Origin of the sequence: Enterococcus infantis (assembly GCF_049166715.1) — a bacterium.
GTDB lineage: Bacteria > Bacillota > Bacilli > Lactobacillales > Enterococcaceae > Enterococcus_C > Enterococcus_C leclercqii.
Genome location: NZ_JBMHFB010000004.1, coordinates 291915 through 311554, shown reverse-complemented (window position 1 = coordinate 311554; position 19640 = coordinate 291915). Strand labels below are relative to the sequence as shown.

Sequence of the window (19640 nt, the reverse complement as noted above, 5' to 3'; positions counted from 1 at the left end):
ATTTAAGCTCATAAATTGTTTGCTAGCTTTTGCTTGCAATGTTTTGTTCTCTCAATCGAAATTGAGATGCCCTACACATTGGTTCGTTTGCTTGTTGTTCAGTTTTCAAAGGTCTAAGTTGTTGTCGCTAATTGTTTCAGCAACTTTTAAATCATATCACGTTGCTTTTTAAAAGTCAAATACTTTTTTGAAAAAGTTTTTCGCGACTGGCGCGACTTTTTCAATAACAGGTTGTGCTTTCAAGCGGCAACTTCGTTAGTTTAACAGGCTTATTGGCCAGTGTCAACTACTTTTTTGAATTGATTTTCAAGAAGTTTTCTACGAGACTTTCTCGTCGTCAACGTTGATTAATTTACCATTTCTTAAAGAGCGGGTCAAGCCTTTTTTTTAAAATATGGTACGTTCATTTTCTGAGGAAAAGAAAAAACCGAAGCGCGCTTCGGTTTTAAATATCTCTTGTCAGAAAACGGATTTGCCGGTCGTCGTCACGATAAATAATCGTTTCTTCTTTCAAATAGTGAAAGACAAGCTTTTCCTTTTCAGGATCAACAATCATTGTTTCGTACCCTTCAAAAATATCACGAATATACTGTTTATAGGCTTGTTTTTTTCTCTGTCTTTTTTTCATACCGCACCTTCCTCAATCGTTATCATAACAATTGCTTTGATTGCTGACAAGGATTATATAAAAAAAGCCGCCTGGAAGGCGACTTTTTTACACTCCTCTTATTCCATCTATTACTTAGGTGCAATATAGGTAACACTGTTTGAACGGGCAATACTGTTAGGGATCACTCGATAAGAAATAATGGTTCCCCCTAACACATTTCCTTCAGATATCAAAATACCATCTGGACCCACAGCCTCTACAAACGCCACATGGCCATAGACTGCACTTGATCCGGCCACCCCTGGATGAAAACTCACTGCATATCCAGCAGTCGGAATTTGGGTCGTTTGATAGCCTAAAGCTGCTCCTCGCTGACCCCATTCTCCGCCATTGCCCATGTAATCGTCTACTTTACCGCCGAGTTGCGTGATCCGATTGTAGGCATACCACGTACACTGGCCTACTGGATAAGAACCGCTCAGATTGTAATTGACACCATTGTATTCAGGATACACCATTTTTTCACGATAGTAGTCCGGTATCCCACCGCGGGAGGCAATAATCACACTGTTATCAGCTGGTAACGGTTCGTCGAATTGCGTCAAATTGTAAGCCGCAATGATTGAGTTCAACTTATTGTTATAAGTCGTATCAGTGGCATAACGTCCAGTCAGATATTCTGTCGCTTGCAGATAATTTTTTGCTTCTGAACGCCAAGTTCCTTTATAAAACTCATCGTTACCGCTAATGCCCCCTCGTACCAATGATACATAATCGTTCAATGACGCTCTGAAATTTGGATAGCTTCGAAACGCGGCCGTGATTTGAAACAACTTACCTGTTCCGTCATCTTCCATCGTCTTCATTGAAACCGAGTTGCCATTGTAGAGGCCTTTTATCCCGAATAAATTGTGGTAGGGCGCTTTTGACAACCCGCTGCCACCTGAACCAGTTTCTAAAATGGCTTGAGCAATCATCACAGAAGCATAGACGTCATATTCAAGTCCAAGTTGCCGTGCATCCTCAGCAATAGAAGAAATGAAGCTTTCAGTAACCGGGTTCACTCTGAAATCGACAGAGGCGGCATAATTGTCGATCAGCGCTTGTCCTACTGATGTTAATTGGGAATCCCCGATACTATGAACGGCATAGCTCGGATTGGATTGCTTGTCATAAATCGTCTGTACTGTCTCATTTTTTTGATTTTCAGCGGCAGCTTCTTCAATGGTTACCTTTCCATCTTCATCCTGCTGATAACCTTTGACAGTATAGATACGAACACCAGCTATCTCTTCTTGGTCGGCTGCAGACTCAGCAACAGCTATGTCTTTCGTCGGCAGAACCTGCTGTGCCTCTTTTAATGCTTCTTCATCGGCCATCAAATATTTTCCTTGCCCGAGATAAATAGCAACTTGTTCAATAGCACCGTCTTTTTCCCAGAACAAAAGATCGCCAATGCCTGCTTCTGTCAGTTCTCGTCTGGTCCCTGAATCCCTCAGCTCTTCGAATGTCTCCCCCAGATTTTTTCCAAGGACAGATTGATAGAGATACTTCGGAAGACTTAGATTATTAAAGGCAGTTGGCAACTCTCCTGTTTTTGCCGGCTGCGGCTCTTTTTCATAAGGCAGACTCAATGTTTTCAATCCTTGAGCCACCAGAGCTGCCTGCCGCTCATCTTCAAAGCTTGTCAAAAGTGGCAGTTCATACCCATTCAAATCAGAGTCCGTCAGACTATCTACCGCATATTCTTTATCGACAGGGTTCACGGAATCGTTCCCTGAGTTCGACTCTACTACAGAATCCTCAGAGTTTGCTTGATTTGAATGCCCCTCAGAAATCGTGCCTGTCTCTTCGGCTTCCGCTTTTGTCCCTTCCTCTGCCTCTGAATTTGATTCAGCAGGCTTTTGGTCAGGCTTGGACGACTCCGGCTTCTTTGGCGGCTGAGGTGTTGCAGGTGTTGCAGGTTTTTCAGGCTGGGGCTGTTCTGGTTTTTCTGGTTGCGAAGGGGTCGCTTTGACTAAAGCGGCCAGTGCCTCATTCACCGCTTCAAGCATCTGATCTAAGGCATCTTGTTCGGCATCAATGTCAGCCAATAGCGCATTGGCCGTCTTCACCGATGCTTGCAAGGCAGCAAAACTTGTCGCGGTATAATCTGACGCTTGCAAGGTGACAATGTAATCAATCCGGGCCTGCAGCGCTGTTTTATCTCCTCGATAGCGCAGACCAGCCAACGCTTGCAGAATCTCAGCAGTACAGTCGTCAATCTCAGATTGTGCTGCCGTTTCTGTTGCCAGCAAACTGTCTGCCCGTTTCAATAACGAGTCGAGATAGTTATTGTCAAAGGTTGTGGAGACATACCGATCCGAGTTGGAAAGCACTTCAGTTAATTGCGCCGTCTGAGCTGTCAATGACGTTTTATCGCTTACCGTAGTAGAAGGCTGTTCAGGCTGCGTTGAAATGTCATTTTCCGGCGCCGGCGTGGTTGTTGGATCTTGGACCGATTCATTTTGATCTATCGTCGAGTTCGTGTCTTCTGGTGCAACCTCGCTTACTGGCATCTCCGCTCCATCAGAAATGCTGGCAAATGCGGTTACTCCAGGGGAAAACAGGATAAGTAATACACTAAAGCCAGTTAAGGCCTTCCGTAAAACAAGACTGTTCTTCTTTTTCATTTCATACCTCCATGAAAACTTCCTTTTTGACCTTACAACAACACTTTACCATATAAGCATACTCAAAACTAAGCGAAAGCACTCGAAAACCACATTGTTTTCTAATTTTAAAATTTGAACTCCTGCTTTACGTCACCAATCTTAATTTTTAACGGCATTCACCTGATCCTTTATCAATTGAAATGCCACCCGCTCACCGTTTGGAATTGGAAAATATACCTTACCGCGATATTGGAAGCCATTTTTTTCAATAACCCGAATCATGCCATAATTTTTAGGGTAGGTGTCAATTCGCAAGTCACGATAACCTACCTTCAATGCTTCAACCTTCAGCGCTTCCAGAAACCTAGTCGCAATGCCTTGTCCGACAAAATCTGAAGATACAGCAAATCGATGGATAGATACGTATTGGTCACTGTCGGTAGTAAGCCAGCTGCCTTCTTGAATCGCGGTATAGACTGGATCCTCACTGGAAACTAAGCAAGCGACTGCTACCGTGTGTCCATCCAACAAGCCTACCCAGCAAATTTGCTGGTGAATTGCCTGCTCCATGGATTCCTCATCGGGTCCATAGCCGCCTTGCCATTGGGGAGACCCAGCTGCCTTTAAATGCTCCCTGGCTGCTTCGATGATATCCATGATTATCGGCAACTCATCTATACCTGCTTTTTTGATTGTAAACACGGTCACCCCTCCTATAACACTTATTATATTAAAAAGAAAACCGCTTGGAAAGAATAAATCGCTTTCCAAGCGGTAAAATCAGTCAATTGTTTTTAGTTTGCCACGAAATTCATCAATGGTTTGATAGCCTTTTTTCTTCATGATCTCTTCTAGCTCATTATTAATTCGTTCAAAAATGGCTGGTCCTTCTTTGTGTAACTGGGTTCCAATTTGTAACATCGTTGCCCCGCACAACAGGTGTTCATAGGCATCTTGTCCGGTCAAAATACCACCGGTACCGATGATTTTGATTTCAGGATTCAAACGAGTATAAAACCCTCGCACGTTTGCCAATGCAGTGGGCTTCACATATTCGCCCCCAATACCGCCAAAACCGCCTTTTGGACGAATGACCACTTCATCGGATTGTTCGTCAATGTATAAGCCATTGCCGATACTATTGATAGAGTTCACGTAGACTAAAGGAAATTTGTTTAAGATAGCCGCCATCTGATCGAAATGTGCCATATCAAAGTAAGGTGGCAATTTGACCCCTAAAGGTTTCGTGAAAAAGCTGAAAACTTTTGTCAAAATCTCTTCTGTCAAAGGGAAATCATAGGCCACTTGTGGTTTTCCAGGAACATTGGGACAGGAAAGATTCAATTCCGTAATACCGTTAAACTCACTTTCTTGAATCTTTTGCAACAACTGGAGATTTTCTTGCACGCTGGTTCCTGCTACCGAGAAAAACAGTGGTGCCTGTTGGTTCTTTTGATAATTCAACGCATAGTCAAGATAGTAGTCTATCCCGTGATTTGGTAGCCCCATCGAATTGATACTACCCAAGGGAACATCGGAATAACGTGGTTCAGGATTACCGGCACGGGCAGCCATTGTGGCACTTTTGGTAATCAGTGCACCGGCTTTGGAGTCCACCAACTGATCAAGCTCCTCCATAGTCATACAATGGACCCCGGAAGCATTCATCAGAGGATTGGCATAAGTGTAATCTAAAAAAGTCGTTTTCAGCACAGAAAAAGCCCCTTTCCATCAATCTTTCAGTAGAATAGCCTTTTTTTTCGCAAAAATCAAGTCATCACGAACATTCCAATTATTGCACACAACAAACATTCAGATGTTGCCCCTTGCTCATTTCAGATCTCGAAAATCTTGCTCTTAGGCATCCTCTTCGTCAGATATTCTTTATTACACGCCTTTGTAAACAACACCTTCAAGTGACCTTCTGTAACGCACAAAAAAGGTTGGCAACTGCCTATGCAGCTACCAACCTTTTTAGTTACAGCTAGCGAATTCCCAAAGCAATCCGTGCATAACGACTCATTTTATCGGTGGTCCAAGCAGGATACCAAACCAATTTGACATCTGTGCTAGTCACTTCCGGTACTTCTTTTAAAGCTTGATGGATTTGATCTGTCAAAATGTCAGCCAATGGGCACCCCATGGTAGTTAACGTCATCTTGATGACTGTGTCTCCATTTGTTCCATCAAATTCTACTTCATATATCAAGCCAAGATTAACGATATCGATCCCTAATTCCGGATCGATTACCGTTTCCAAAGCTGTTAAGATGCGCTCTTTGATTTCTTCAATTTCTTGTTCCGTCCGTACTTCGTTCATGAACACATTCCCCCTATTAGTCAGCCAGTCTTCCAACTATCCTCGCCACAGCAATAACCTTTCCCTATGATGACTCGCTGGAAACCGCTTTTTATCCTGCTCAAATAATACCCCGTTTACTTACTTTTGTAAATCAGATTTTACCGAAGCTTAATGAAGTCACTTGCTGCCAAAGAAAAGTCCAGCAGGATCAACGTTTTCCTTTGCGAACCTTCATTTCAGGAAAAACACCCGTGGCTTTAAATGTTCGTTGCTCATCTTCAGTAGCAAAACGACCCAAGATTGACTGTGTCGGCAAAATGTTAACAAAAGCCTGTTCATCAGCTTCTAGAATTGCCTGTTCCAGATCATAGAGCTCATACCGCGTAATAACAATCATAATCGTCTTGCCTTCAACACCTGAATAGCCACCCACTGAAGGAAGCAACGTCATGCCGCGAAAAACCCGCTGTGAAATACTGCGACCTACTTGATCCGGTTTAGTGGTGATAATCATAGCTGTCAATTTTTGATGGCTGGTGTGAATCATATCCACCACATAACTCATAACATAAATAGAAATAATCGTATACAAAGCACTTTCCCAGCTAAAAATAAATCCCGCCACTAACACAATTAAACCGTTCAATATGAACATAAAATTGCCAACGGTTTTCCCTGTCGTTTTTGACAGCACCAACGACAAAATGTCCATCCCGCCGGTGGTAAATCCCATCTTCAGCGCCAGGCCAGCACCAATCCCTAAAAATACCCCACCCATCAAGGAATTCATTAGGATATTTTCTGTCAGCTCCCCTTGAGGGAATATCATTGTGATCAAAGAAATAGCTACCACGTTCAAAAAACTCCAAAAAGTGGCATCTTTGCCCAGTTTCCAAAAGCCCAACGCAAAAATTGGGATGTTCAGGATAAAAATAAACAGCCCCGTATTCAAATGTAAGTCAAAGTGCTCCAATCCCAAAGCCACAATAATCTGGGCAATCCCATTCATACCAGCCGACAATACTTTGGCCGGAATCAAGAAATAGTTCAGTGAAATCGCTGAAGTTAATCCGCAGACCAAGAGTACCCCCATCCGCTTTAGAATTTCAGTATTTTTATTATTTGCCGTCAATCGTTTCATAGATTTGCTCCTTTTATTGGTCGTTCATCGAGGCCTCCTAACGGAACAACCCACTTACAAAAGCGGTCTCTTCCAAAAACCCTCCTTAAGAATAGCAATCCCGCCGTTTTTTTCAACTGTTTTCTCTCGTCCAGACAAAAATTTTCAAAAGTTGTTCGTCCTACCGACATTTGGTAAGATGTGGATAACCCTTCATTTCTTACATGAATCAAAGGATTATTCTATTATCAAGGTCCAAAAGGAGGACAACATGGCAAAAGAAGCAAGTTTTGATATCGTAAGTGATATCAATATGGAAGAAGTCAAAAATGCAGTCCAAATGACAACAAAAGAGTTGGGCAACCGCTTTGATTTCAAAAATTCTACCGTCGAGATCACAATGGACAACGGCAAATTAACAGTGGTGGGTGACGACGACTTTAAGTTGGAACAGATTAAAGATGTCCTTATGAGCAAGCTCATCAAACGAAGTGTACCTGTTAAAAATATCCACTTTTCCGACAGTGAAAAATCCCTTGGAGGAAAGGCCAGACAGACGGCTGAGTTGATCAGTGGTATCGACAAAGAAAACGGGAAAAAAATCACAACGGCTATCAAAAATGCAAAATTAAAAGTAAAAACCCAAATCCAAGACGATCAGATTCGTGTGACTGGCAAAAGCCGCGATGATCTGCAAGAAGTCATTGCACTTTTAAGAAAATTGGACTTGCCTATTGAGCTTCAGTTCACCAATTACCGTTGATTAATGACAGTGCCTACGACATCAATCATTTCTAATCGTAGATGTTGCCTTCCCATACGTATAAAAAATGTATAAAGAGAAAAAGTCTGTCTTTGAAAGTTATACTAATGAAAAGCCGGGTCCCTCCCACTGTATTTAATGGAAGGGACCCGGCTTTTTTTGTGTCTCACCTTGGGTAGTGTTCACTTTGAAGGACGGTGGCAAGAGATTGCCGCCGCTCCTTTCTTGCTACTTAAATTAGCTCAAAATCAATCATTCTTTGCTTTTCCAAAAACGAGCCAGTTCTTTTGGTAAATCTTCTGGTTCGTGGACGATTCGTGCATGTTGCCAATGAGCAGGAAATAGTTTCCGATAGCGCGGCGAGATAAAGCGCTGATCCAGTAAAAGGACAACCCCCTGATCTGCTGCATCACGAATGACTCGTCCTGCTGCTTGCAAGACTTTGTTCATTCCCGGAAGCTGATAAGCATATTCGAAGCCCTTATGGCGAGTCTCATCGAAATATTCTTTAATCAATTCTTGTTCATGATTCATTTGCGGCAGACCCACGCCAACCACAGCTGTTCCAATCAACCGACTGCCCTTTAAATCAATTCCTTCTGAAAAGATCCCGCCTAATACGCAAAAGCCTACAAGAGAATCACTGGGATTTTTTGTAAAGCGGGCCAAGAAGGCTTCTCGCTCCTCTTCAGTCATTTTCGTGTCTTGAATCAGCTGAGTAATCGTCGGATGCTCTGTTTGAAACAAGGCTGCCACTTCATCTAAATACTGATAGGAGGGAAAAAACACCAAATAGTTGCCCTTTTTTGAAGCAACCATTTGATAGATGGCATCAACGACTTGCGTCAAACTGGACTGTCGCTTACGATAGGTCGTTTCGATATAATCTGCGACAAATATCCCCTGGTTTTCAGGAGAAAAGGGGCTGGGAAGCTTGTACCTTAGCGCTTCTTTGCTGCCCCCCAACACATCTTGATAATAAGACAGCGGCGTGAAGCTTGCCGAAAACAAAAGGGCACCAGTCCCTTTATCCAGCATCGTTTCCAAAAAAGGCGCCGGTTCAATGCAAAAGAGTTTAATCCTCAGATCTGTGTAGGTTCGCTCGATAGTCGTTTCAAAATGATCATCATAGATTTCCGCGATTCTTAAAAACGCCAGCACTTCAAAATAATAGGCCAATCCCGCTTCTTCAGCTGGATTTCCTGGATTAGCTGCCAACCACTCCTTCATTTTTTCTGATAGACCATAAAGCTTTTCTACTAAACTTGTTGGCAACCCTTTTTGGTGCCTAAAATGCCAGTCTTCATCCACAGAGCGTTGATAAAGCATTTCAAATTCGTTGTCGATTTTGTTCAGTCGCCGATGAAGTCCCCGAAACTCTTTTGCCAATTTTTCTTGAAAAACCACTCCATTGTTGCGGGTCAAAGCTGCCGAATACATCTCTCGCGACCGGCTGACTAAATTGTGGGCTTCATCAATCAAGAAAAAATACGATTCTTTGGGTTCTTCAAAAAAACGCCGCAAATAAACCGTCGGGTCAAACAGGTAATTGTAATCACCGATGATGACATCACAGAATAAACTGACATCCAACGATAATTCAAAAGGACACAGCTGGTGTTTACGTCCATATGCTTCAATGACTTCTCGTGTAATCTGATTCTCATGGTGAAGCAAATCCCATAGTCCTTCATTGATTCGGTTGTAATAGCCTTTAGCATAGGGACAATACTCCGGCGTACAGTTTCGCTCCTCCATAAAACAGATTTTATCTTTTGCGGTGATGGTCACTGATTTGGCTGAGGAGCCTTTTTCAGCCAACGCTTGTAAGGCATCTTCTGCGACTTGACGAGTGATGGTCTTAGCCGTCAAATAAAAAATCCGATCACAAGAGGCCTCCCCCATTGCTTTTAGTGCCGGAAACAAAGTTGAGATCGTCTTGCCTGTCCCAGTAGGCGCCTCAACGAACAAGCGGCGGGAAGTCTTCAATGTCTTGTAGGCGGCAGCCGCTAATTCCCGCTGGCCTTTGCGAAAGGTTTCATAAGGAAAGACTAATTTTGTCAACGACGTATTTCTGACTCTGCGCCAGTCATCTTGAAAAATCAGCCACTTGTGATACTCCGCCAATAGATGATCCATGAAAAGCTGCAACTCTGCCAGTGTAAAAAGCCGCAATTGCCGAGTGATTTTTTCTTCCGTCGTTTGAAAATAAGTCAACTGGACAGCAATTTCTTTTAGTTCTTCTTGATAGGCATGGATATAAGCATAAACCATTCCTTGAAAGAAAAACATCTCCATTTGATCCGGTGACAAATCCTCAAAATAAACTTCCGAAGTCTTGATTTCATCAATCACCCTCTGGCCCTCTTCTGATGTAAAGATACCGTCAGCACGGCCTTCAATCGTCAGGGTGTCTTCATTGATAGTGAAGGTTCGTTTTAAAGATACTTCTTTTTGATAGGCCTCACCGGCGGCTTTTTGTAACTTGCGATGAATCCGCGCCCCTTCTTGCGCCGTATGATTGGAGGTCTGACGACTATCAATGTCTCCTCGGCGTAAGGTAAATTCAACAATATTACGCACAGAGATTCTGCCACGGTCCACTAGCTATCCCCTCCTTTTTCAAACAATCAACTCTGCACTTCAGTTTTTTTTGCGAACATACGTTTACTTATTATAGGCGATTTCCATTAAAAAGCAAAAAATCCCCGAAATCACTTTCGAGGACCAAGGAAATATTGGATATGTTTTTGGACTAGACAACTATAACGTCGCTGGATTAGAAATCCGTGAAACCTTCATCACCTTTTATTAAATAAACAAAAATAAAACTCTCCAGTTGTCAGATGATTTTGAATTCAATGACGGCAGTGCCCTTCTCACATTGTCGGAAAAATTTCTTTGCGTTATACTGAAACAGACAGATAAGAAACGGAGTGAGCAATCATGAAGATTCTACAGATCCCCACCGGTCCAATCCAGGAAAACTGTTACTTGGTCTATACCGAGCGTCACCTGTTAATCATTGATCCCGGTGCTGAACCAGAAAAAATCATTGAAACTATTAAAGATACTGGCGCCACACCAGCAGCGATTCTTCTGACCCACACCCATTACGACCATATCGGTGCTGTCGATCCTTTGCGGGAATTTTATGAGATACCGGTTTATGTCAGTCCGCTAGAAGCAGATTGGCTTTTAGATCCACTCATGAATCTCTCGGGATTAGGACGCCATGATGATATAGAAAACATCGTGACTGCACCCGCTGATGAATATTTCCAGCTAAAAGAGTATGAAATTGCTGATATTTCTTTTAAAGTAGTAGCCACACCAGGACATTCTATTGGTAGTGTCAGCTTTATCTTCCCTGATTTTGTCGTATCCGGTGATGCCCTTTTTCGCGGGAGTATTGGCAGAACGGACTTGCCGACAGGAAACCTCGAGCAGCTTTTGAATAGTATCCGAACACAGCTGTTCACGTTACCAGAAGAATTTCCAGTCTATCCTGGTCACGGAGCGGCTACAACAGTTGAACGGGAAAAACGACTGAATCCATTTTTCAATAATTGATTACACGGAGGAGAAACGATAATGACAACAGAACTCTATGTCGTGCGACACGGAAAAACAATGTTCAATGCCTTGCAACGGGCACAAGGTTGGTGTGATACGCCACTGACCAGTAAAGGCAGCGAAGATATTCATTATTTAGGACTGGGTTTGCGGGAAATGCATTTTGTTGAAGCCGTTTCCAGCGACTCGGGACGTGCGATTGAAACCATGCGTCTGATCATGGGAGAAAATTTACAATTACCAAAGCCTCCTTATGCGATTGACAATCGCATCCGCGAGTGGTGCTGGGGCTCATTAGAAGGTGGTTATGATACCGAGATGTGGGGTGTCTTACCCCGTGTGCTGAATTTTAAAACCAGTGAACAAATGTGGGAAACCGATATTACTTTTAAAGACATTGCGGAAGCAGTTTACGAAGCAGACACCGCCCACTGGGCCGAAACCTTTGATGTTCTTTGCAGCCACGTCTTCAGCGGCTTTGAAGATATCGCCCACCGTGTCGAAAAAAACGGCGGCGGCAGAGCAATCGTGGTATCTCACGGTTTTACCATTGCTTTCTTGCTAAATCTCATCGATGCCAAACAACCCGTCCGCGTTGATTTGCAAAATGGCAGCGTGACCCGTCTGACTTACGAGGAGGGTAAGTTCACGATTCAAGAAATCGGCAGCACAGAATTTATCGAAAAAGGCCGTGAAATCTCCAAAGATATCTTGGCTTGATCTACCCAGTTACCCCTTTTTTTACAAACGGACTGCAGCCAGATCAGACTTCTGATTCGGTTTGTAGTCTTTTTTAGAACTCAAGGTTACAAGCAAAAATTAACCTTCTCAACGTGCAATGGCCAACAGTGCTAAATCGCAGCACCGTTCTTTCTTTAATTTTTTTTAAGGATCAAGAAGGGTCAAGAAAACGGTTGGTTTTACTGTTGAAAACAGCTATACTTTCACATGTACGGCGGTTTGGTTTACCGCCAGTTTTTTGTTGGGAAAGGATGACACTATGTTTTTAATGAATATCGTCAAAGCAATTATTTTAGGAATCATCGAAGGAATTACCGAATGGCTGCCAATCTCCAGTACCGGCCACTTGATTTTGGCGGATGAATTTATCAAGTTGCAGATGCCGGCTGAGTTTATGTCCATGTTTAATGTCGTGATTCAATTAGGTGCAATTTTAGCGGTCATTTATCTGTACTTTAACAAATTGAATCCTTTTTCTCCTTCAAAGTCTGCAAGCGAGAAAAAAGATACTTGGGAACTGTGGTTCAAAGTTGTTGTCGCTGTCATTCCATCTGTCATTATTGGCCTACCTTTAGACGACTGGTTGGATGCCAACTTCCATCATTTTTTGCCGGTAGCTATCATGTTGATTCTGTATGGGATTGCCTTTATCATCGTTGAAAAAAGAAACAAGTCAATTGCTCCAAAATGCACTGATCTCAAACAATTTACGTATAAAGCAGCATTGATGGTAGGCATGTTTCAAGTGCTTTCCTTGATTCCTGGGACTTCCCGCTCCGGCGCCACTATTCTCGGCGGTATCATGATTGGCGCATCCCGCTTCGTTGCCACCGAATTTTCCTTTTTCATGGGAATTCCCACAATGCTGGGAGCCAGCGGATATAAAATTTTGAAATTTCTTCTCAAAGGAAACAGTTTCAACACAGAAAGTCTCGTAATCCTTTTGGTGGGGACACTCGTCAGCTTCATCGTTTCGATTGTTGCTATCAAATTCTTGATGAACTACATCAAGAAAAACGACTTTACCGTCTTCGGTTGGTATCGAATTATTCTCGGTGCCGTTTTGATCGGCTATTGGCTGATCGCGATGTAAGCTTACATTTGCATACTCTGTAAATTCTGGCCCTCGTCTTTTGATGAGGGCTTTTTCTTGTAAAATCGTAGCGGGCCCGTCAGACAGGCGACTTCTTGCTGTCTGCACTGTTTCATGAGGCCGACTGAATACTTGTTGAGAAACACTATCGTTCTCAATTGGGTGATTTCATTATCATTTAGCCAAGTCTCCATGGTATTCTCGAGGTGAAGGAAGGTGGTTTCTTATGGGAAAAAATGAAAAACGGGCACTAGTAGCAACTTTGCTTTGTCTACTCTTTATGATAGGCGGGCAGGTTGCGGCAAGTCACAGTCTATCTTGGTACCCGGTACTCTTTTTAATTGCAATCATAAGTGGTGGCTATAAACAAACCAAAGAAGGTCTGACGGAATTGATCCAAGATCGGACGCTCAATGTCGATTTATTGATGGCACTGGCAGCGATTGGTGCCTGCCTCATTGGCAATTGGTTTGAAGGGGCCATGTTGACATTCATTTTTTGTTTGAGCGGCTTTTTGGAAGAGTACACTACCAACAAAAGCCGTAGAGAGATTACTGCTTTGATGAATCTGCAACCCACTGTGGCTCAAAAATATATCGGTGATGGCGACTTGATAGAAGTGCCAATCGAGGAAGTAGTAATTGATGATCTGCTACTGGTACCAAAAGGTGGAACCGTCCCGATTGATGGGATTATCACGCAAGGAGTTACTCAGCTAAACGAAGCTGCAATTAACGGTGAGTCCCTTCCCACAGAAAAAACGATTGGCGACGAAGTATACGGCGGCACTTTGAATCTAGGGAACCCACTTGTTATTAAAGTCAGTAAAAACAGCAGTGATACCATCATGGCAAAAATCATTCAGTTAGTTGAAGACGCACAAAATCAGCCAACTAAGACAGCATCTTTTATCGACCGCATTGAAAATACCTATGTTAAAATCGTGCTGCTGGCCGTACCGTTAATGATTCTTTTGCCACATCTCCTATTGGGATGGAGCTGGCAGGAAAGTTTTTATCGTGGAATGGTGCTGTTGGTGGTCGCCTCCCCTTGCGCACTGGTTGCCTCGGCAACACCTGCCACATTAGCGGCAATTTCAGCCGGTGCTAAAAATGGAATTTTGGTAAAAGGTGGCGCCGCATTGGAACAGCTCTCCCAGCTTAAAGCAGTCACATTTGATAAAACCGGAACTTTGACACAAGGACGTCCCGTCGTAACCGATGCACACTTTATAGAAGATACGCAACAGGTGCGACAAGTTTTGCTAGCACTGGAGGCCAAGACCACTCATCCGCTAGCAGAGGCTGTAATTAATTATCTCTCCCCTACTGTCACCGCTACTCCAGAGCTGCAAAAGCTTCCCGTAAGAGAGGTCACCGGCTTTGGTTTGGAGGCCGATATCGATGGTACCTGTTGGCGAATTGGTAAACCAAATTTCACAGATGAGAAAAAAACCGACATTCCTAAAACAGAAAGACGGCGAATCCAGCGACTACTGCAAAGCGGAAAAACATTAATCTACCTCACACGAGAAAATCAGCTACTCGCTTATTTAGCACTGCAAGACATCGCTAAACCAGAAGCTTATCACGTCATTGATTATCTAAAGAAACAGCAAATTTATACCAGCATGCTCACAGGTGACAATCCGGAAACCGCCCGCGTAATTGCTGAGCATTTGAAATTAGACGATTTCAAAGCGGATTGCCTTCCTGATGACAAGGCGCGGATTGTCTCCGAGCAGCGGGAATCATACGGTGTAAATTGTATGGTGGGCGACGGCATCAATGACGCTCCCGCCTTAGCTAGCGCCACAGTCGGTGTAGCCATGGGAGAAGGGACCGATTTGGCGGTGGATGTAGCCGACATAGTCTTGATGAAAAATGATCTGGCAAAATTGCAAATGGCCCATCAGCATTCGTTAAAGCTGAAACGAATCATTCAGCAAAATATCTGCTTCTCGGTAGCGGTTATTTTGCTTTTGATCCTCTCAAATTTCGTTCAGATTCTAAGTTTGCCCCTTGGTGTTATCGGTCATGAAGGCAGTACCATTTTGGTGATTTTAAACGGCCTGCGCCTGTTGCGGATGAAGCCTGTTGCATCTACTAATTCAGAATGTATTCAGTGCCCGATCCGCAAAGAATCAGATGCAATGAAAACAGCCTAAATTTTGTGAGCTTACGAAAAAAGACGCCATTTCTCAGTAATGAGAGGGCGTCTTTTTTGATTTAAAATAGTACGTGATGACCAGAGAAAGCCGAAAAAGCGTGGAGCCTCTTTCTTGTCATATCTGATGGTAACAGCAGCTATATCCCCCTGGTTAAATGAAAGTGTAACTCTTTTAAATTGTGCTTCATATCTTTGTTAAGCCTCCTGGAATCAATTAGTAGAGGGCCAATACCTCCTTTTTCTTTTCATCTTCAAGAAAGTGAGAAACTAAAATGATGGTTTTATCGACTAATAGTAACTCCATATTTTGAAATATTTTTTCTCTCGTAAAGATATCCATTGCCGAAAAAGTTTCATCCAATAACAAGATAGGCTTATCACTTAACAATGCCCTTGCAAGGGACAAGCATTGCATTTGTCCCCCTGAAAAGAAAATTCTCTTTGAATCAATATAGGTATGTAATCCCTCAGGCAACGAGAAAATGACCTCTTTTAAACAAACAAGTTCCAGAACATTTGCTATTTCAACATCGTCAATGCTCTGTTTTTGATCAATTAACAAGTTTTCTGCCAGCGTCCCATCGAAAAAAGTAGGTTCTTGTGGTACATAGGCTATTTGGGTTCTCAACTCACTTATTTTGTAGTCAGTCAATTCCTTTCCATATAATTTAATCGACCCTTGATAGGGTAAAAAGCCCATCAATATTTTTAGTAAAGATGATTTTCCACTTCCACTTGGTCCGTTGATATACGTTATCTTATTGGACTTGATGTCTCCATTCAAGTTATTCAATACATTCTTGCTTTCTTTATAGGATATGGACAAATTTTCGAATTTAAATAGCTCTTTCTGATCGATATTTTTACTGACAACGTCAAATCCAGACTGTCGTTCTTCTTCTATATCTAAAATATCGAATATCCTTTTAATACCCACTAAAGATTCCTGCAGCGTGACGAGTGAACTACCTATCGAAGTAAAAACCACGACGACAAGTCCGACCATTTGCGTCAAAATCATGATCTCTGAAAGCTGAATCTGACCTCTTTTATAAAATAGGATTCCCAACATGATGGTACCCCCGTACTTTAAAGCTCCTTCCAGAGTACCAATACTTGACACAACAGCCTCATATTTAGCGTTTTTTAATGAAATAGTGTACCGCTGTGCTATCGATCTTTCCATTCTTTGAAGAAAACCAGGTACGATACTCCCCAATCTAATCGACATATTGTAAGTTAACGCTTCGTTGAAATGGCGCAATACTTCACTCTTTATCTCTTGTATTTGCTCAAATATGTGCTTACGAAGTCGCCCAAACTGACTATTGGAAACAACACTCACACCCCCGATTATACAACTCCAAATAATAAAAATTGGCGCAATATTCCCTATTACCATAATGGCGCCTGCCCCAGAAAAAATATATAATACTGGGTTTAAAATGCCACTTCCAAAAATATTGCGAACAAGACTGACATCTTCATTTATTCGTGATAACAACGTTGATTTTTGCCCAACTGCCATGATTTGAAAGAACGGCGCCGAATACATCTTCTTTACCATCAGTTTTCTAAACGTGTTCTCAATATCCAATAGAACCCGTGATTGTAAGTACATAAAAAAGGAGTCACTCACGGTAAATAAGATCAAAAAAGTCAGAAATGTCAGGACACCTTTTTTTAGACTCTCCACCGATTGCCTTTGTGCTGCAACAAGAATTTCCGAAAAGAGTAGCCCGGTCAGCAAACTAATCAAGAAGGATCTAAATGAGATAGCTACAGTCGAAATCAAATAGATACTTGATTTTCCTTTTATTCGTTTCAATAGCTTATAAATAACTACAAGATCGTTTTTTGACAAAGCACCTGCCTCCTATATCATACTCAACATTATCTGAAATAAGCTCTCTATCATGTGACACCACAATTACAATCTTATCCTTCGACAATTCCTCTATCACTGTGCGAATATGTTCTCTATTTTTCTTATCTAAAGCTGATGTTGGTTCGTCCATAATCACCACTTCAGAATCCACGAGTAGCGCTCGAGCTATGGATAGTCTTTGAAGCTGTCCACCAGACATCCCATATCCGACTTCACCTAAAAATGTGTCGTAGCCTGTCTCCTTTAAAACGATTTCGCCATCAAGGCCAACTTTCTGACAGATTTTTTTAATTTTTTCAAAAGAAACTGACGGGTTGGCCATAATCAAATTATCAAAAATTGTACCGGAAAAAACGGGGCAGTCTTGTAAAACTACAGTGATTTTTGACTGAACCTCTTGCCTATCATACTGATCCAACTGTAGGCCATTTAAAATGACCTGGCCGCTGATTGGCGAATACAACCCAGCCATAATCTTTACTAATGTTGATTTACCACTTCCAATTTTTCCTGTAATAAAAACCGGCTTTCCAACTTCAAATTCCATGTCTATGTTAGTAAAAAGAGTTGTATTGCCATAGCCAAATTCGACTTTTTTCAGTTCAAACGCTTTTTTTTGAAGATTGCACCCGATTGCTTTTTTTAGACTAGGAGTATGATTCTCAAAGAAATTGTTGAAGCTTTCACAGCTTAGTTTTGCTTTTCTTGCAATCGATAACGTTCCTCCGAGTTTCATAATGGGGTCGATAATAAAATCGGCAACCATCATTACAGACATCAGTGTTCCCAGTGTGATTTCTCCATTTGCGACTAAATTTCCTCCATAAATTGCAATAACTACGATTGTACTAAAGCCACTAAATAAAATTGGAATAGACAGGAGGGATTCAATTAGAAAGGACTTCCTACTGATTTCCGTCAATTTATTAAGTTGTTGCAGATAAATTTCAAATCTGGATTCTTCAATTTGAAAAGACTTAATTTCCTCAATTTTTTCCAAATCTGATCCCAGCAATTGGTTAGTCTCTACCGTATGCTTTCTCATAATAGAATAGTGCCTACTGAGCCTTTGTGCCTGCTTTGAGGTAATCAATACAGTAAAGTAGGCAGCTGTAAGCGCCAATAGCATTAATTTGAAATCAATCACAAAAAGATAGGTTAAAGAAGCGACAAAGAAAAACAAATCTGGAATAAAACCAGAAATGATTCGGTTGCAATACTGTTCCAGAATAGTGGTATCCGTGGAGATAAGTGTTGTTGTATCTCCTTCTGTTTTTCTTGAAATATTGTCATAATCCGCAGTAAATAAATAGTGGCTCAAGTTGTTCAGTAATAGCATACTGATTAACCCACAATATTTTTTCCCATGATAAGTAGACATTAAGTTACTCAGAATCAGGATTACCAGGAAAACAAGGCCAATCAAGACGTTCTTCCCCAAGTTCTCAACAGAAATTTTGTCGACTACTTCTCCTAAGAAAATACGAATAGCGATGTTTGTTAGCGTGAATACTAAACTAGTGACTACTACTAAAACTAATTGTGATTTATAGTGAGTAAAAAATGTTCAAATGGCTGACACGTTTCATGTTCTCTCCTTTCTCCGATTCTCTGTTTCAGAGTCATCTTCATTTCATTATTTTTAGAGAAATCAGCAAACCTAAAATAGACTGTTTGAAAATAGATAAATAACTATTCGATATCACTTAAAATATTTTTTATTTCTATAACCCCTATTTTTTTAACCACTTAACTAATACATTTACTATTCACACTAAAAATAATAACATCAATATCGATTTATAGAAATCGCTTTCTTTTATGTTTTAGTATTTTCTCAGTCTTCATATGTATTCTCCGCGTTATTTATATAGTTTCAGCTTACTTAGTAGAGAGGCTGTCTGAATCATGATATGGGCAGTGTACTTCGAAATGGACAGGCTCATTTGATAACTGGCATAGTAATAAGTGTCAATTTCGGTATAAAAAAAGACTGCAGTCAAAGTCTGTAATTGACTTTGTCTACAGTCTAAAGTAGCTTTTCATTCATCTTAGAAAAGCTATTTTATGTGTTTTTAATAACCATTCCATCAATAATATCAACAGCATCTTCACTGTTATTGATGATTTCTTCTAAGCGATCATAGATTTCTTTCCACTTAATGACTTCCAGTGGGTCCGTCTCATTTGTAAAGAGGTCTTTCTTAAGACGCGAGTATAACCGGTCGGCTTCTGATTCGATAGTATTCACTTCATCGATCATCGACTTAAGGGTTTTAGAATGTTTGAACTTCGGAAATTCCACTGTTGCGGTATGAACACCTTTGACTGCTGTTACGATCATATCGGCAAAAACATCTGTTTCCGGACGCAATTGTGTAATCACCAGATTTTCAAACAAATAGGTTACGCCGTTGATACCATCTAGAATATCATCGATACGCTCTGAAATAACTAAAATGTCCTCGCGATCAATCGGTGTAATAAATGCATCATAGAGCTCATTGGTAAGCTCGGTAACGATAGTATCCGCCTCTTTTTCAAGAATATGGATTTTTTCTGATTCTGTAATCAAAGTTGTTTCTGCATTGTAGTTGCGCACCAGACCGGCGAGAAGTTCTGCCGCTTGGTGCGTATTTGCTGCCAAATGTTCCATCGCTTTAAAAAAATCGTACTGTTTTTTCCGTGCCATTGTCTGCACTCCTCTATCCAAATTAAGTTACA

The 19640-nt window shown here is 41.6% G+C and carries 15 protein-coding genes and 1 pseudogene; 5 read left to right on the top strand and 11 right to left on the bottom strand.

Annotation, left to right across the window (positions count from 1 at the left end):
- Nucleotides 1-445: 445 nt before the first annotated feature.
- The 6 genes from ACOMA8_RS06740 to ACOMA8_RS06715 all read right to left on the bottom strand — a co-directional run bounded on the left by ACOMA8_RS06740 (nucleotide 446) and on the right by ACOMA8_RS06715 (nucleotide 6707).
- A complete protein-coding gene (locus ACOMA8_RS06740; protein ID WP_161900566.1) occupies nucleotides 446-628 on the bottom strand; it encodes a hypothetical protein in 183 nt (60 codons plus the stop codon).
- Nucleotides 629-738: 110 nt separating this feature from the next.
- Nucleotides 739-3282: a glucosaminidase domain-containing protein gene (locus ACOMA8_RS06735; protein WP_421369501.1), complete on the bottom strand. Its 2544-nt coding sequence runs from the start codon at nucleotides 3280-3282 to the stop codon at nucleotides 739-741.
- Nucleotides 3283-3423: 141 nt separating this feature from the next.
- Nucleotides 3424-3966 (bottom strand): GNAT family N-acetyltransferase, encoded by a 543-nt coding sequence (locus ACOMA8_RS06730; protein ID WP_421369499.1) that lies wholly within the window; start codon nucleotides 3964-3966, stop codon nucleotides 3424-3426.
- A 78-nt stretch (nucleotides 3967-4044) separates the two neighbouring features.
- Complete coding sequence (locus tag ACOMA8_RS06725; protein ID WP_421369498.1) at nucleotides 4045-4977, bottom strand: dihydroorotate oxidase; 933 nt, start codon at nucleotides 4975-4977, stop codon at nucleotides 4045-4047.
- A 271-nt stretch (nucleotides 4978-5248) separates the two neighbouring features.
- A complete protein-coding gene (locus tag ACOMA8_RS06720; protein ID WP_421369496.1) occupies nucleotides 5249-5584 on the bottom strand; it encodes a metal-sulfur cluster assembly factor in 336 nt (111 codons plus the stop codon).
- A gap of 190 nt (nucleotides 5585-5774) precedes the next feature.
- Nucleotides 5775-6707, bottom strand: a complete 933-nt coding sequence (locus ACOMA8_RS06715; RefSeq protein WP_421369494.1) for a YitT family protein — start codon at nucleotides 6705-6707, stop codon at nucleotides 5775-5777.
- A gap of 250 nt (nucleotides 6708-6957) precedes the next feature.
- On the opposite strand from ACOMA8_RS06715, the gene ACOMA8_RS06710 reads away from it, so the two are divergent.
- Nucleotides 6958-7449, top strand: a complete 492-nt coding sequence (locus ACOMA8_RS06710; protein ID WP_161900571.1) for a YajQ family cyclic di-GMP-binding protein — start codon at nucleotides 6958-6960, stop codon at nucleotides 7447-7449.
- Between the two features lie 252 nt (nucleotides 7450-7701).
- Here ACOMA8_RS06710 and ACOMA8_RS06705 read toward each other — a convergent pair whose 3' ends face one another.
- On the bottom strand, nucleotides 7702-10053 hold the full coding sequence (locus tag ACOMA8_RS06705; protein WP_421369492.1) for an ATP-dependent DNA helicase: 2352 nt from the start codon (nucleotides 10051-10053) through the stop codon (nucleotides 7702-7704).
- A gap of 342 nt (nucleotides 10054-10395) precedes the next feature.
- On the opposite strand from ACOMA8_RS06705, the gene ACOMA8_RS06700 reads away from it, so the two are divergent.
- The 4 genes from ACOMA8_RS06700 to ACOMA8_RS06685 all read left to right on the top strand — a co-directional run bounded on the left by ACOMA8_RS06700 (nucleotide 10396) and on the right by ACOMA8_RS06685 (nucleotide 15026).
- Complete coding sequence (locus tag ACOMA8_RS06700) at nucleotides 10396-11022, top strand: MBL fold metallo-hydrolase (protein WP_421369490.1); 627 nt, start codon at nucleotides 10396-10398, stop codon at nucleotides 11020-11022.
- 18 nt (nucleotides 11023-11040) lie between these two features.
- Nucleotides 11041-11745, top strand: coding sequence for a histidine phosphatase family protein (locus ACOMA8_RS06695; RefSeq protein ID WP_421369531.1), 705 nt, complete (start codon nucleotides 11041-11043; stop codon nucleotides 11743-11745).
- 280 nt (nucleotides 11746-12025) lie between these two features.
- Nucleotides 12026-12859, top strand: a complete 834-nt coding sequence (locus ACOMA8_RS06690; RefSeq protein WP_161900574.1) for an undecaprenyl-diphosphate phosphatase — start codon at nucleotides 12026-12028, stop codon at nucleotides 12857-12859.
- Nucleotides 12860-13085: 226 nt separating this feature from the next.
- On the top strand, nucleotides 13086-15026 hold the full coding sequence (locus ACOMA8_RS06685) for a heavy metal translocating P-type ATPase (protein ID WP_421369488.1): 1941 nt from the start codon (nucleotides 13086-13088) through the stop codon (nucleotides 15024-15026).
- 216 nt (nucleotides 15027-15242) lie between these two features.
- Here the strand turns inward: ACOMA8_RS06685 and ACOMA8_RS06680 are convergent, their stop codons facing one another.
- The 4 genes and pseudogenes from ACOMA8_RS06680 to ACOMA8_RS06665 form a co-directional block, all read right to left on the bottom strand.
- Nucleotides 15243-16892: an ABC transporter ATP-binding protein gene (locus ACOMA8_RS06680; RefSeq protein WP_421369486.1), complete on the bottom strand. Its 1650-nt coding sequence runs from the start codon at nucleotides 16890-16892 to the stop codon at nucleotides 15243-15245.
- The gene (locus ACOMA8_RS06675) at nucleotides 16861-17463 is read right to left on the bottom strand and encodes an ATP-binding cassette domain-containing protein (RefSeq protein WP_421369529.1); all 603 of its coding nucleotides are present in this window, start codon (nucleotides 17461-17463) and stop codon (nucleotides 16861-16863) included. The genes ACOMA8_RS06680 and ACOMA8_RS06675 overlap by 32 nt, the downstream gene beginning before the upstream one ends.
- Nucleotides 17464-17673: 210 nt before the next feature.
- Nucleotides 17674-18441 (bottom strand): annotated as a pseudogene (locus ACOMA8_RS06670) (ABC transporter transmembrane domain-containing protein); the annotation flags it as partial.
- A gap of 540 nt (nucleotides 18442-18981) precedes the next feature.
- Complete coding sequence (locus ACOMA8_RS06665) at nucleotides 18982-19608, bottom strand: DUF47 domain-containing protein (protein ID WP_161900578.1); 627 nt, start codon at nucleotides 19606-19608, stop codon at nucleotides 18982-18984.
- Nucleotides 19609-19640 lie beyond the last annotated feature (32 nt).

Excerpts from the sequence above, each read along its gene's own strand:
- ACOMA8_RS06740 (WP_161900566.1), bottom strand. The coding sequence starts at position 628 with ATGAAAAAAAGACAGAGAAAAAAACAAGCCTATAAACAGTATATTCGT.
- ACOMA8_RS06735 (WP_421369501.1), bottom strand. The coding sequence starts at position 3,282 with ATGAAAAAGAAGAACAGTCTTGTTTTACGGAAGGCCTTAACTGGCTTT.
- ACOMA8_RS06720 (WP_421369496.1), bottom strand. The coding sequence starts at position 5,584 with ATGAACGAAGTACGGACGGAACAAGAAATTGAAGAAATCAAAGAGCGC.
- ACOMA8_RS06715 (WP_421369494.1), bottom strand. The coding sequence starts at position 6,707 with ATGAAACGATTGACGGCAAATAATAAAAATACTGAAATTCTAAAGCGG.
- ACOMA8_RS06710 (WP_161900571.1), top strand. The coding sequence starts at position 6,958 with ATGGCAAAAGAAGCAAGTTTTGATATCGTAAGTGATATCAATATGGAA.
- ACOMA8_RS06700 (WP_421369490.1), top strand. The coding sequence starts at position 10,396 with ATGAAGATTCTACAGATCCCCACCGGTCCAATCCAGGAAAACTGTTAC.
- ACOMA8_RS06690 (WP_161900574.1), top strand. The coding sequence starts at position 12,026 with ATGTTTTTAATGAATATCGTCAAAGCAATTATTTTAGGAATCATCGAA.
- ACOMA8_RS06685 (WP_421369488.1), top strand. The coding sequence starts at position 13,086 with ATGGGAAAAAATGAAAAACGGGCACTAGTAGCAACTTTGCTTTGTCTA.
- ACOMA8_RS06675 (WP_421369529.1), bottom strand. The coding sequence starts at position 17,463 with ATGGAATTTGAAGTTGGAAAGCCGGTTTTTATTACAGGAAAAATTGGA.
- ACOMA8_RS06665 (WP_161900578.1), bottom strand. The coding sequence starts at position 19,608 with ATGGCACGGAAAAAACAGTACGATTTTTTTAAAGCGATGGAACATTTG.